Below are 13,923 nucleotides of genomic sequence, written 5' to 3'. Positions count from 1 at the left end.
TCGCCTACCCCGGCTTCGTGAGGCGATGACCTGAGAGCCCGCCGTGGTCCGGCCCGACGAGCAGGACCGGAGCCACGGCGGGCCGGAGGGTCAGACGGTGAAGGTGCCGTCCACGCGGCGGGGGATGCCGAGCGGGTTGCCGTCCTTCAGCTCGTCGGGCAGCAGTTCCGCCGGCCAGTCCTGGTACGCGGTCGGGGCGAGCCACCGGTCGATGGCCGTCGCGCCGACCGAGGTGTGCGCCGAGACGGTGGTGGAGGGCCAGGGCCCGCCGTGGTGCATCGCCCAGCACACGGCCACGCCGGTGGGCCAGCCGTTCCAGATGAGCCGGCCGGCCTTCCGGGACAGCACCTCGGCGATCTCGCCGGCCTCACCGGGCACGGTGGAGTGGATGGTGGCCGTCAGCGAGCCCTCCAGGCGCTCCAGCACCGGCCGCAGGTCGGCGGGGTCGCGGTAGGTGACGACGATGGAGGCGGGACCGAAGCACTCCTCGGCGACGCGGGGCAGGCCCTCGGCGAACGACTCCAGGTCCGTGGTGAACACCTTCGGCGTCACCGCCCAGCTGCCCTCCCCCGGCTTGCCCTCGGCCAGCAGGGTCAGCGCGCCGAGCCGCTCCAGGCCGCCGAGGTAGCCGTCGCGGATGCGTTCGGCCAGCATCGGGCCACCGGCGGTGGCCTCGACCGCGGCGGCCAGGGCCTTGCGCAGCTCGTCGTCGTCCGGCACGAACATCAGGCCGGGGTTGGTGCAGAACTGTCCCACGCCCAGGGTCAGGGAGGCGGCGAAGCCGCCCGCCACCTCGGCGGCGGGCGCCGACGGCAGCACGACGACGGGGTTGACGCTGCCCAGCTCGCCGAAGAAGGGGATCGGGGTCTCGCGCTCGTCGATGAGCGCCTGGATGGCCTTGCCGCCCGCGATGGAGCCGGTGAACCCGGCCGCCACGACGCCTGGGTGCTGCACGAGGTCCTTGCCGGCCTGCATGCCCTGGACCAGGCCGAGCAGGTCGGGGTACGGCAGGGCCTCGCGCACGATGCGCGCGACGCGCTCGGAGGTGCCGGGGTGGCCGGGGTGGGCCTTGACCACGACCGGGCAGCCGGCGGCCAGCGCGGAGGCGGTGTCGCCGCCGGCGACGGAGAAGGCGAAGGGGAAGTTGCTGGCCGAGAACACGGCGACGACCCCGGGCAGCGGGTGCTTCACTCGGCGCACGTCGGGCCGGGGCGGGGTGGCCGAGGGGTCGGCGTGGTCGATGATCGCGTCGAGGTGTCCGCCGTCCCGGACGACCTGGGCGAAGAGCCGGAACTGGCCGGCGGTGCGGGCCACCTCGCCGCGCAGCCGTACCTCTCCGAGGGCGGTCTCCTGGTCGGCGATCCGCCACAGCTCGTCCACGTGCGCGGTCAGCGCGTCGGCGACGGCCTCCAGGGCGCGCGCCCGCTCCTCGGCGGGGGTGACGCGCCAGGCCGTGCCCGCTGCCGCGGCGGCGGAGACGATCATGTCGACCCCGGCGGTGTCCGTCTCGGGGATGGCGTCGCCGACGGTCTCACCGGTCCTGGGATCGTATCCGTAGATCATGGATGTGCCCTTCGCAGTCTTGACACTCTCAGAGGTCGATTCTTACAGTTGCGGCATTCGTCCACAAATCTGGCAGTAGTTCACATATATGGACGGCGGCTATGCTCATCAGGGATGTCCAGGTCACCCCCGTCGCGTTCCGCGACCCTCCCCTGCTCAACGCGGCCGGCGTCCACGAACCGTGGGCGCTGCGGACCATCGTCGAGGTGGTCACCGACGAGGGCCTGAGCGGGCTGGGAGAGACGTACGGCGACCTCACACACGTGACGAAGGTACGTGAGTGCGCCGAGGCGATCGTGGGGCTGGACGTGTACGCCGCCCACGAGATGTACGCCAGGATCGCCTCGGTCGTCGGCGACGTGGTCAGCGACCTGCACGGGCTGACCGGGGTCGCGACCAAGGAGAAGAGCGTCGACCGGGTGTTCGCCGCGTTCGAGGTGGCCTACCTCGACATCCAGGGCAAGGCCGCCGGGGTGCCCGTCGTCGACCTGCTCGGCGGGCGCGTGCGCGACGCCGTGCCGTACAGCGCCTACCTGTTCTACAAGTGGGCCGCCCACCCCGGCGCTGATCCCGATCGCTTCGGGGAGGCCCTGGACCCTGCCGGACTGGTCGCACAGGCGTCCCTGCTCATCAAGGAGTACGGCTTCTCCTCCATCAAGCTCAAGGGCGGCGTCATGCCGCCCGAGGAGGAGATCGAGGCGATCAGGACGCTGCACGCGGCGTTCCCCGGCCTGCCGCTGCGGCTCGACCCGAACGCCGCCTGGACCGTGGAGACCTCCGTCCGCGTCGGCCAGGCCCTCGACGGCATGCTCCAATACCTGGAAGACCCCACACCGGACATCCCCGGCATGGCGGCCGTCGCCCGGGAGGTGCCGATGCCGCTGGCCACGAACATGTGCGTCGTCACCCCCGAGCACCTGCCGCCCGCCATCGCCCAGGACGCCGTCCAGGTGCTCCTCCTCGACCACCACTACTGGGGCGGGCTGGTGCGTTCCTCGCACATCGCCGCACTCTGCGACACGTTCGGCCTCGAACTGTCCATGCACTCCAACTCCCACCTCGGCATCAGCCTGGCCGCCATGACCCACCTGGCCGCCGCCACCCCCAACCTCACGCACGCCTGCGACACGCACACACCCTGGCAGGACGGCCAGGACGTGGTCGTACCCGGCAGCCTGCGCTTCGTGGACGGGGCGGTGCCGGTGCCGTCCGGCCCGGGCCTCGGCGTCGAACTCGACCGCGACGCCCTCGCGGCCATGCACGAGCAGTACCTGAGGTGCGGGATCACCTCCCGCGACGACGAGGGGTACATGCGGCGCTTCGAGCCGGGATTCAGCACGAGACGGGCGTCGTGGTGAAGACGGCCTCGCGGCACGTCACCGGCGTTCACGCCTGAAGGACGGCCAGATGGAACGTGCCCACTTCCTCCCGCACCGGACATCCTCGTGAACGCCCCTGCGCGTGCCCGCGGAGCCTGCAGGTGGCACCCCACGGCCACCCCCGGATGGCCCCCAGCCCGAACGCACCCCACCCCAGCCAGCCCCAAGCCCGGCAACACCCCACCCACCGTCGCCAACAGCCACCAGAGCGACGGCGCCCTCCCCACACCCAGCCTCAAGGCCGGCGCAGCCCACCCTCACCCGCCAACGGCCTAAGGACCGGCAGCACCCCACACCCACCCAGCCTCAACCTCAGCCGTGCCCCACCGACACCCCCAACGCGCCCACCACACCCGCAGCGCCCCACCCACATCCACGAAGGACCTCCACTTGAACGTCGCCTACGTTTACCCCTGGGACGTCGTCGGCGACCCGGCGGCGCCGGAGCGGCTGGCCTCCCTCGGGGTGGAGGCCGTGGCGCTGGCGGCCAGCTACCACGCCACCCGCGCCGCGACACCGCACCACCCGGCCCACCGCGTCCTCGACGTCCCGCATGCCGCCTTCTACCTCCCCGTACGGCCCACCGCCTGGGGCCGCCTGGTGCCCAGGTCACCGTCGTGGACGACGCCCGACGCGTACCTGCAGGCGAGCGACGCCCTGCGCGCCGCCGGCCTCCAAGTGCACGCCTGGACGGTGCTCACCCACAACTCCGTCCTGGGCCGGGAGCACCCGGACGTGGTGGTACGCAACGCCTTCGGCGACCCGTACCCGCACGCGCTCTGCCCGTCCTCCGCCGACGTCGTGGACTATTGCCGGCGGCTGGTGTGCGAGATCCTGGAGGTGGGCCGGCCGGACGCGCTGATCCTGGAGTCGTGCGGCCCCATGGGGTACGGCCACCAGAGCATCCACGAGAAGACGGCCGGGGCCGACTGGACGAGTGTGGACGGCGACCTCCTGTCGCTCTGTTTCTGCTCGGCCTGTGCGCCCCGCTATCCGGCAGGCACCAGAGAGAGGGTCAGAGCAGCGATCGATGGCGCCTCCGCCGGCGGATCACAGACAACACCCGGAGCGGCACACATCACCGCCTTCAGCTCCGTAGGGGAAGCCTTGGGTCCCCTGGCCGACGACATCCGCGCCCAACGCGTCAGCCTGTCGGCCTCACTCCGCCAGACCCTCATCTCCGCAGCTCGCGAGACGGCACCCGACGTGCCGATCACCATCCACGCCAACCCGGACCCCTGGGCCACGGGCGCCTTCGCCGCCCTCCCCGACGGCGAACCGGGGGCGGAGGTGCTGGTGGCCAACTGCTGGGGCGACCCGGCCACGGACACGGCCCGCCTGGCGAGGCTCGTCGAACTGTGCCGCCCGGGTCAGCGCGTCGGGGCGTACGTCCTCGGCCTGCCTCCCCGTCCGGCGGACCCGGAGGCCCAGGCGGAGCTCCTGAGGGCGTACGCCAAGGCGGGCGCCTCGGAGTTCCACCTGTATCACGCAGGACTGGCATCGCCCCGCCGCCTGGAGGCCATGCGGCAAGCCCTCCGCCTGCTCCACTGACCGTCCCCAACCACTGACGCTCATGGGTCGCGCAGCGTTACGGACCCTCAACCTCCTCCAACGCTGCACGGCAGAACAGCTCGAATGGCAGATGGAAGAGAGGAGGAATCATCGCCGAGAGCCGAAAGCGCACACCACCCAGCCAGTAGCCCAGCACCACGAGCCCCAGACCAGCACACCACGAGCCCCGTACCAGCACCACCACGAGCCCCAGATCAGCAGCACCACACGCCACCATCCAGTACCAGCACCAGGCGGCAGCGGCAGCGGCAGCGGCAGCGGCGGAAAGCCTGCACTCGTTCCGCAAGCCCGTCTCCTTGCCCCAAGCTGACCTAAATCGGTCACGCCTCCGGGAACAAGCAGCGCCTCCAGCCCCGTCATCGCACTGGTTCTATCAACCCACTCTCGTATGCCGCGATGACCAACTGAGCACGGTCCCGGGCCTCCAGCTTGGCCAGGAGTCGAGTGATATGAGTCTTGACCGTCGCGAGCGTCACGTGCAGGTGGCCGGCGATCTCTGTGTTGGAGAGCCCCCGAGCGATGAGCACAAGGACATCGCGTTCCCGCTCGGTCAGCCCGGCCAACCCCTTCGGCCGTACCGAGACCGGGGTCCGGCTGAACTCCTCGATCAGCCGACGCGTCACAGACGGAGCCAGCAGCGCCTCACCACCGGCCACCACCCGAATGGCCGCCACCAGGTCAGCAGGCGGCGTGTCCTTCAACAGGAACCCGCTCGCCCCGGCCCGAAGCGCGTCGTACACGTACGCGTCGAGATCGAACATCGTCACGATCAGGATGCGGGAAGCGTCACCGATGCGCCTGGTGGCCTCGATGCCGTCCATCTCCGGCATGCGAACATCCATCAGCACCACGTCGGGTCGCTCCTCCAGGGTGACGGCCACCGCTTCGGCCCCGGTGGCGGCCTCGCCGACGACGGTCAGGTCCGGCTCCGAATCGACCAGCACCCTGAAACTTCCCCTGAGCAGCGCCTGGTCATCGGCCACGACCACCCGGATCACGAGGGACTCCCGTAGGGCAGGGTCGCCAGCACCCGGAATCCCCCTCCGGGGATCGCCCCGGCTTCGAAGGCCCCGCCGAACATCATCACCCGCTCCCTCATCCCGATCAGCCCATGCCCGGCGCCCTCCATCGCCACCTCACCACCGATCAGTCCCCATCCGCCAGGTCTGCTTCCAGCAGGCCCACCACGGCTCGCGGCCCCGTCATTCGTCACCTCGATCCGTACCTCGCTGGAGTCAGCCACCACGGACACCCGGCAGCGAGCCGGCGCCGCGTGCTTGGCGACATTGGTGAGCGCCTCCTGCACAATGCGATACGCCGACAACTCCACACCTTCGGGCAGGCGCCCCCCGGCCGGCGCCGCACGCCCTTCACCAGGCGCCGGACACTCTCCCCCGGGCGCCGGACGTCCTCCTTCAGGCGCCGGACGCCCTCCCTCGCGTGCGGAACGCCCTCCCTCAAGCACCGGACACTCTCCCCCGGGCGCCGGACGCCCGCCTCCAGGTCCCACAGCCCCTCCAGCAGAGGCAGGAATCCCCCCGCCAAATACCTGACTCCTGTCCCCTGGCGCCGACTGCGCTCTCCAAGGCGCAACATCGTCCCCCTCCCCCGGGGTGACCATCCGCATGTCCAACTCGACCTCCACCCCGGCCAGGCGAGCACGTTCGGCCAGCTCCTGAATCCCGGCAAGCCTGGGAAGAGGACCTCGATCCGGGTCCTCCTTGGAACGGAGGATCCCGAGCAGGTGGCGCATCTCGACCAGCGCGCTGCGGCTGACCGTCTCGATCACCTTCAACGCGTCGTGTGCCTCTTCCGGCTTGCTGCGCATGACATGGTTGGCCACGCCCGCCTTCACCGCGATCAGCCCCACGCTGTGCGTGACCACGTCGTGCAGTTCGCGTGCGATCCGCAGCCGTTCCTCCGTCACCTTCTGTTCGGCAAGGCGCTCGGCGTCGCGCGCCGCGTAGATTCTGCGTTCGCGTACGGCGCGCCCGACCGTCCAGGAACCCCCCAGCGCCGCAATGCCGAGCAGCGGCACGTCGAGATGCGTGAACCAGCGAGGCCCGCCCGGATATGGAGCTCCGCCCATCGCGACCAGCCCCACAAGTGTGATCAAGGTCAGCACGGCGATCGCCGTGGTGGGCCCCAGCGCGCCCCGGTCGTCCGTGAGCGCCACGATGTACAACGCGTAAGCGGGCGCGACGTACGCGATGCTCACGACTCCCAGCACCACGGCGGCCACGGACACCGCCAGCACGAGGCAGAAGACCGGCACGGGCCACACGCGCCGCAGGGCGAGCGGGAACCCGAGACCGAGCGAGACGGCGAGCCGGGCCCATGGCACATCGAAGAGCGGCGTAGGCGCCGTCAGGAACAAAAGCGAGAAGCACAGCCCGGCCAGCAGGTCGAGCATGACCAACTGGCCTCGGCTGAGGCGCCTGGCGAAGAGGGGGTTCGGCTCGTGCACGCGTAGACGGTAGCCAACATGCCCGCGTCCGCACGTCAACCCAGGGTCTGACATCAAGGTTCGAACCCTGGTCCGATGTGCCGGCGACCCGCCGTACCCCATCCTCGACGACGTGATCCGACTCAACCACTTGACCAAACGCTACGGCGGCACACTCGCGGTGGACGACCTGTCCTTCACCGTCGAGCCCGGCCACGTCACCGGCTTCCTCGGCCCCAACGGAGCCGGGAAGTCGACGACGATGCGTCTGATTCTCGGACTGGACGCCCCTACCTCGGGCGAGGCCCTGGTCAACGGCCGGCCCTACACCACCTTGCGGAGGCCGATGGCTCAGGTGGGCGCGCTGCTGGACGCCGGTGCGGTGCACGGCGGCCGCACCGCCCATCACCATCTGCTCTGCCTGGCCCGCACCAATGACATACCTGAGCGGCGCGTGGCCGAGGTTCTCGATCTTGTCGGCCTGACCGGTGTGGCCCGCAGACGCGTGGGCGGATTCTCCCTCGGCATGAAGCAGCGGCTCGGAATCGCGGCGGCGCTCTTGGGCGACCCACGCGTCCTCATGTTCGACGAGCCGGTCAACGGCCTCGATCCCGACGGTGTGCGCTGGATTCGCGATCTCATGCGCTCACTGGCCGCCGAGGGCCGCACCGTCCTGCTGTCCAGCCATCTGATGAGCGAGATGGCGTTGACGGCGGACCGCATCGTCATCGTGGGCCGCGGCAAACTGATCGCCGAAGCCACGGTCAAGGAGCTCACCACCCGCTATCCCACTCTCGAGGATGCCTACCTCGCGCTCACGGCCGGCAGTGTGCAGTTCGGAGCCGCGCGATGAGATCGGTCGTCTCCGCCGAATGGCTGAAGCTCCGCTCCGTCACCTCGACCTACTACGCGCTCGGAGTGGCCGGTCTCATGGTCGTGCTCGGCGTGGTGTGGAGCCTCTACGTGAGCGGGCTGGCGGACGAGCGCGGCTCTCTTCGGGCCGCGGCCCCAGAAGAGGGGTTCCTTCCCCTGGTGCAGATCAGCCTGGCCGTCATCGGAGTGCTCGCCATCACGTCGGAGCACGCCACCGGGATGATCCGTACGAGCCTCACGGTCGTGCCCAAGCGAGGTGTCCTGCTGTTCGCCAAGGCGGTGGTCGTCACGGTCGCGACGTTCGCGGCGGCGAGCACGATCATCATGACCACGTACGCGGCGAGCAGGCTGATAGCGGGCGAGCGGCGACTGGGTTTCAACGAGTCCTCATTCCCCGCGGACGTGCCGATGCTGCTGGCCTCGGTGGTGTCGGTGACCGTGCTGGCGGTCGTGGGTCTCGGCCTCGGTGCGGCCATCCGCTCCACCGCCGGGGCGCTCGTGTCGGTGGTCTCGCTGCTGTTCGTACTGCCAGGCATCGCCAATTATCTGCCCGCCCCCTGGAACACCAGAGTCGCCGCCTTCATGCTCCCCAACCTGGTGCCGCAGCTCACCGGCGAGCGCCTCTCCAGACGGCTGGGCGACGGGGTTCTGCCGCCCTGGGCCGCCCTGCTGGCTCTCCTCGCCTATGCCGCGGTGGCGCTCGGGGCGGGCCTGCACATGCTCAGCAAGCGGGACGTATGACGCGCCATCACGCCTCACACACCACCGGTCCCCTCACCCATCGCAGCGCTCAGGCTCCCGGAAGACGATTCCCATGAACATGCTCAGGTCCGAATGGCTGAAAATCCGCTCGGTCCGCTCCACCGGACTCCTGCTGGTGCTCAGCCTCGGCGCCATCCTGCTCGGCGTCGCGATCGCCCGGACGGCGGCCGGCATGTACGACGACACCACTCCCGCCAAGCGCGTGACGGCCTCGATCGCCGAGCTGGAGGAGGTTTTGATCATCGTGCCGCAGCTCTGCATGGGCATCCTCGGTGTGCTGGCCATGACGTCCGAGTACGCGACCGGCATGATCAGGACCAGTCTCACCGTCGTGCCGAAGCGCTGGCCAGTGCTCGCGGCGAAGGCCGCCGTCGTGGGTGCCCTCGGCCTACTGACCGGCAACGTAACGATCTTCAGCACATACTTCCTGGTGCGCCAGACGATCGGCGACCGCTTCTCCGGCACCTACCTGACGCCGTTCCTCGACAGACTTCCGACGCTGGCCGCGACGGGCCTCACCGTCTGCGTGTTCGCCCTGCTCGGTCTCGGCCTGGGGGCGTTGACGCGCTCAACGGCTGGTGCCGTGGCCGTCCTCGTCGGCCTCGCGTACGTCATCCCGATGATCGTCGGCAAGTTGCCTTCCCCTTGGAAGGATTGGCTCGGCTCCATGATGATCAGCGCCCTGCCTCGGGAGATGAGCGGGGCTCCCTTCAAGAGCTCCGTGTACGGCACGAGTCTTTCCCCGGCGGCAGCGGTCGCCGTTCTCGCGGCGTACGCACTCGTGCCCATGCTCGCAGGCACGTGGCACCTACGCCACCGAGACACCTGACAGCCGTCCAGGCCAGGACCGCCCCCGTCCAGGCTCCACGGCCCTTGGACTGGGACCACGCCTATGCGGCCCAACCGCCCCCGGACCAGAATCGCCCTTCGATCCAACCACCCCGAGCCAGAATCGCCCTTCGATCCAACCACCCCGAGCCAGAATCGCCCTTCGATCCAACCGTTCCTCAGATCAGGGCACTTACGCCACTCGGGCCAACCGCCAAGGGGGCAGGAGCACCCCATTCGGGGCCAAGTGCCAGGGGGGCAGGACCGGCCCATTCGGGGCCAAGTGCCCCTCAGGCCGGGATTCGTCATAAAGGGTGCCGGTCTTGAGGCAGCCGTGCGCCTGTTCGGCCCAACCCTCCCCCGACCGGGGCACATATCCCCTTCAGCCCCAACCGCCGTCACACGGCAAGGTTCGGGCGATCTGCGATGATGCACTCGCACATTGTGATCATCGGAGCCCCGCGCCCGGGGCCCCGCCCTGAGGAGTCTTCCCCCATGGACCGCAGACGTTTTCTCGCTCTGACCGGCACCGCAGCGGTCGGCGCCGGCTTGGCCACCGCCAGTTTCGGCCCGGCCGCGCGGGCAGCGAGCTACCCGTTCGCCGACCGCGGCGTTCCCGAGGAGGCGCACACGAAGACGGCTGAGCTGGCGCCGTACGGCATCACCGCGGTGGCGTTCACGCCGTCGAACGGCTGGGTCGTCGTCACCCAGGACGGCCGTTATTTCGCCCGCGGCATCCCGGACGTCTGCTTCGCCGAGCTCGGCAGGTTGATCAAGGGCGGGACGAAGATCCATTGCGTGGCATTCCCGCCTGAGGGCGGCGACAGATGGGTGATCACCGGCGACAAGGGGATGGCCGCCCGCGGACTGCCCGAGGAGTGCCACGCGCGCATCACCGCCTGCTACGACGCCGGCCGCCAGGTCGTCGACGTCGCCTTTCCGCCCGCGGGCGGCAACCGGTGGACGGTGGCCGACACCGGCGGCTTCTACGCCAAGGGCGTCGACGACGAGTGCTACCAGATGATGCGCAACCTGACGCAGGGCGGCCGCCGCGTGACCCGCGTCGCCTTCCCGAAGGCCGGCGGGTGGGCGGTCGTCGCGCAGGACGAGTTCCACGCGCGAGGCATCGATGACGCCTGCTTCCAGCAGCTGAACAGCTTGGCCGCGGGTGGCTGGCAGCTGCACAACGTGGCGTTCTCGCCCACCGGCGGCTGGTCGGTGAGCTCCCGCGGCAAGGTGCCCGCACTGCCCGCCGACCGGGTGCGCCAGGTCGAGAACGCGGTGGGCGACGCGACCATCTGGCAGCGGATGAGCGCGTGGAAGACACCGGGCGTGGCGATCGCGGTGGTCGTCGGCAACAAGATCGCCTGGTCCACGGGGTACGGCTGGCTGGAGGCGGGCAGCGGCGCGGCCGCGCATCCGGAGACCGCCTTCCAGGCCGCCTCCATCAGCAAGGCCGTGGCCTCCGTCGGCGTCATGCGCCTCATGCAGACGCTCAAACTGCCTCTGACCACCGACATCCGCCCCCACCTGGGCTGGACGCTGCCCCGCCGCTCGTGCGTCTCGGCGACGGCGGTGCCGACGGTCGACCGCATGCTCACGCATCGGGCCGGCGTCATCGGGCGCGGCTCCACTTCCCCGGCGGACGCCTGCTCCGGCTTCGTCTCCGGCACCGGTGGCGGGTTCGCCGGGTACGGGCCTGACGCGACCGTCCCGACGCTGCTCCAGGTCATGAACGGCGAGGGCAACTCGCCGAAGATCGAGCTCACCACCAACCCAGGGGCCGAGTTCCACTACTCCGGCGCGGGCTTCGTGCTGCTGCAGCGGATGGTGGAGCAGAAGAGCGGCCTGCCGCTGGCACAGTACATGGACAAGGAGGTGTTCGCGCCACTGGGCATGAAGACCAGCTCGTACGCGCTGTCGCCCGGGTTCGAGCTGGCCGCCGGGCACACCGCCTCCGGCGCGGTGATCCCCGGCCAGCGCAACCGCTACCCGGAGTCGGCCGCCGCGGGCCTGTACACGAATGTCCTCGACCTGTGCCGCCTCGTCAGCTACCTCAACAGGGCGTGGACCGCCTCAGGCGACATCGCCGGCCCGCTCACCAGAACTTCTGTGCGCACGCTGCTCGCCGCGGGGCCCGAGCCGACCATGGGCCGGGGCCTGTTCATCTCCGGCGCCGGCACGAAGAACTTCTCCTACACCCACGACGGCTCCAACTACGGCTTCAAGTCCGTGGTCAAGGGCTATCCGCAACTCGGCGCCGGCTATGCCGTCCTGGCCAACGGCAACAACATGAGCCTGGTCAACGAGATCGCCGCGGCCATCAGGTCGGTCTACGGCTGGGTTTGACCGGCGCCGCAGCGCGGTGGTTGCGGGCCCGGCGCCGAGGGTCTGATCGGCCCCCCTGGACAGGTGTGTCGGCGGCGAAGAGGGCGGTTGCGCTCAGCCCGCCGGACGAATGGCCGGGCCCCCAAGCCGCGGGCCACGCCTCATCACCGCATCACGCCTCGTCACAACGGCACGTCCTGTCACCGACCACGCCTCGTCACAACGCCACCTCTTGTCACCGGCCACCTTGTCACCGGCCACGCCTCGTCGCCGGCGATCCCTCGTCGCTAGGCCACGCCTGTCACCAGGCCACGTCTCCATCACCTGACCACGCCTGGTCACGGGACCGCGCCTCGCCCGACGCGGGCTGGCCATGACATACCCGGGCCGCGCCGGGCCACGACCGGCCCGACGCGGACGGAGTGCACGCCCAACGGGGACGGAATCCACGCCCAGTCCACGCCCAACGCGGAGCGGAGCCACGCCCGACGCAGACGGGATCCAGGCCCGAGACGGAGTCCAGGCCAGACAGGGACGGAGTTCACGCCCGACGCAGACGGGATCCACGCCCGAGACGGAGTCCAGGCCCGAGACGGAGTCCAGGCCAGACAGGGACGGAGTTCACGCCCAACGCGGGCGGAGTCCAGGCCCAACGCGGGGCGAGTCCAGGCCCGACGCGGACGGTGTCCATCCACGAGCCATTGATCATGACCTGCTACTCGACGACACCGGCATGGATGGACGAATCTCTAGCAAGAAGCAGGGTCACTGTCTATATTCACAAGGATGTTCACTCTCAACGCTCTTGTCAGCAACCGCGACCTGGAGTTGCGGATCCTGGAGGCGGGCCCGCCCGGAGCCCTGCAGGAGCCGGTGACCTGGGCGCACAGCACCGAACTGCCCGACCCGTCCCCCTACCTCCGGGAGCGGGAGCTGGTGCTGACCAACGGCCTGTGGGACGAGCAGGTGAGTCCGGACGAGTTCGTCACGCACGTCAAGCGCGCCAAAGCGGCCGGCATCGTGTACGGGCTGCGTGCTGAGACTCCGCGCACCCCGCCCGGGCTCGTCGCCGCGTGCCGGGCCGCGGGCCTGCCGCTGCTGGAGATCTCCCAGGCGGTCCCGTTCACCGCGGTCTCGCAGGCGGTCTCCGCGATGTACGCCGACCAGCGTCAGCAGGGGGTGATCGGCATGGTGCGCCGGGGCGACGCCCTGGCCACGGCCATCTCCCGCGGGGCCGGGGCCTCGGGGGTGCTGCGCGTGCTCACCCGCGACCATGATCTGCCCCTGGCGGTGGTCGACCGGATGGGCCGGCTGCTCGCGGCGTCCGGCGCCGAACTGGACGCCACACAACTGCAGATCGTGGCGGCGGGGCTCGCCCGCCGCCCGCCCGCGCTGGAGCTGGACCTGGGCGAGAAGCTGATCCCGGACGGGGAGCAGGGCCTGGACGGGAAGCTGGACCTGGGCGAGAAGCTGGCCCCGGACGCGGAGCAGGGCCTGGACGGGAAGCTGGACGTGGGCGAAAAGCTGGACCCGGACGAGAAGCCGGACCCGGAGGAGAAACTGGACCCGGACGGGGAGCAGGGCCTGGGGGGCGGGCGCGCCGCGCTGTTTCCCGTGGGCGCGCTCGGCGACGCCGATGCCGCGCTCATCTGCCTGCGGCCGCTGAACGAACTGACCGCCGCGGAACGCGACGCGCTGGAGCAGGCCGCCAGGTTCCTCAGCCTGGAAGTGGCCAGGCAGCAGGCAGTCCAGGCGATCGAGATGCGCTTCGCCGGCGAGTTGCTGGAGATGGTGCTGTCCGGCGGGCGCCGGGCGGCGGAGGTGGCGAGCCGGCTGCGCTCCTTCGGAGTGGACCCCGCAGGAGCGCTGGCGGTCTGCACGCTGGCCTTCGCCGACGACGTCGCGACCGAGCACGGCTTGGCCGAAGTGGTGGGCGAGTTCTTCGCGGCCGAGGGCGTGCCCGCCGTCGTCGCCGGCGGCACGAACGACGTGGTGGCCCTGCTCGCCTGGCGGCAGCCCGAGGACGAACTGCCCGTCCTGGCAGAACGCCTGGTCGAACGCACGGCGCGGCGGTTTCCCCGGCGTCATCACCGTCGACCATGCCGTGGACGCCGCAGGCCGTACGGGCATCGCCGCGGCGAGGGTCGATCCGGTGCTCGGTGAACGGCAGGA

At 70.4% G+C, this 13,923-nt stretch carries 10 protein-coding genes and 1 pseudogene; 7 read left to right on the top strand and 4 right to left on the bottom strand.

Annotated elements, in window-relative coordinates:
- Positions 1-90: 90 nt before the first annotated feature.
- Positions 91-1,563: an aldehyde dehydrogenase (NADP(+)) gene (locus AB0H81_RS09205; protein WP_358371427.1), complete on the bottom strand. Its 1,473-nt coding sequence runs from the start codon at positions 1,561-1,563 to the stop codon at positions 91-93.
- A 101-nt stretch (positions 1,564-1,664) separates the two neighbouring features.
- Here AB0H81_RS09205 and AB0H81_RS09200 point away from each other — a divergent pair, with 101 nt between their 5' ends.
- Entirely contained in the window at positions 1,665-2,921 is a 1,257-nt protein-coding gene (locus AB0H81_RS09200; protein ID WP_358371424.1) for a glucarate dehydratase family protein, read from the top strand.
- 411 nt (positions 2,922-3,332) lie between these two features.
- Positions 3,333-4,493 carry a hypothetical protein gene (locus AB0H81_RS09195; protein ID WP_358371421.1) on the top strand — a complete coding sequence of 387 codons (1,161 nt, stop codon included), beginning with the start codon at positions 3,333-3,335 and terminating at the stop codon, positions 4,491-4,493.
- A 37-nt stretch (positions 4,494-4,530) separates the two neighbouring features.
- On the opposite strand, the gene AB0H81_RS09190 is transcribed toward AB0H81_RS09195, so the two are convergent.
- From AB0H81_RS09190 to AB0H81_RS09180, 3 genes are all read right to left on the bottom strand, one after another.
- Positions 4,531-4,800: a hypothetical protein gene (locus AB0H81_RS09190; protein ID WP_358371418.1), complete on the bottom strand. Its 270-nt coding sequence runs from the start codon at positions 4,798-4,800 to the stop codon at positions 4,531-4,533.
- A 70-nt stretch (positions 4,801-4,870) separates the two neighbouring features.
- Positions 4,871-5,512 (bottom strand): response regulator transcription factor, encoded by a 642-nt coding sequence (locus tag AB0H81_RS09185; RefSeq protein WP_358371416.1) that lies wholly within the window; start codon positions 5,510-5,512, stop codon positions 4,871-4,873.
- A complete protein-coding gene (locus AB0H81_RS09180) occupies positions 5,509-6,981 on the bottom strand; it encodes a histidine kinase (protein ID WP_358371413.1) in 1,473 nt (490 codons plus the stop codon). The genes AB0H81_RS09185 and AB0H81_RS09180 overlap by 4 nt, the downstream gene beginning before the upstream one ends.
- A gap of 112 nt (positions 6,982-7,093) precedes the next feature.
- On the opposite strand from AB0H81_RS09180, the pseudogene AB0H81_RS09175 reads away from it, so the two are divergent.
- The 5 genes and pseudogenes from AB0H81_RS09175 to AB0H81_RS09155 form a co-directional block, all read left to right on the top strand.
- Positions 7,094-7,720 (top strand): annotated as a pseudogene (locus AB0H81_RS09175) (ABC transporter ATP-binding protein); the annotation flags it as partial.
- An 89-nt stretch (positions 7,721-7,809) separates the two neighbouring features.
- Entirely contained in the window at positions 7,810-8,574 is a 765-nt protein-coding gene (locus AB0H81_RS09170; protein WP_358371410.1) for an ABC transporter permease, read from the top strand.
- 73 nt (positions 8,575-8,647) lie between these two features.
- Positions 8,648-9,424: an ABC transporter permease subunit gene (locus AB0H81_RS09165; protein WP_358371407.1), complete on the top strand. Its 777-nt coding sequence runs from the start codon at positions 8,648-8,650 to the stop codon at positions 9,422-9,424.
- A 494-nt stretch (positions 9,425-9,918) separates the two neighbouring features.
- Positions 9,919-11,772, top strand: a complete 1,854-nt coding sequence (locus AB0H81_RS09160; RefSeq protein ID WP_358371404.1) for a serine hydrolase domain-containing protein — start codon at positions 9,919-9,921, stop codon at positions 11,770-11,772.
- A gap of 765 nt (positions 11,773-12,537) precedes the next feature.
- Entirely contained in the window at positions 12,538-13,914 is a 1,377-nt protein-coding gene (locus AB0H81_RS09155) for a PucR family transcriptional regulator ligand-binding domain-containing protein (protein WP_358371401.1), read from the top strand.
- Positions 13,915-13,923 lie beyond the last annotated feature (9 nt).

The sequence above is a fragment of the Nonomuraea sp. NPDC050691 genome (assembly GCF_040654455.1).
Lineage (GTDB): Bacteria > Actinomycetota > Actinomycetes > Streptosporangiales > Streptosporangiaceae > Nonomuraea.
This window is presented reverse-complemented; position numbering and strand designations above follow the sequence as displayed.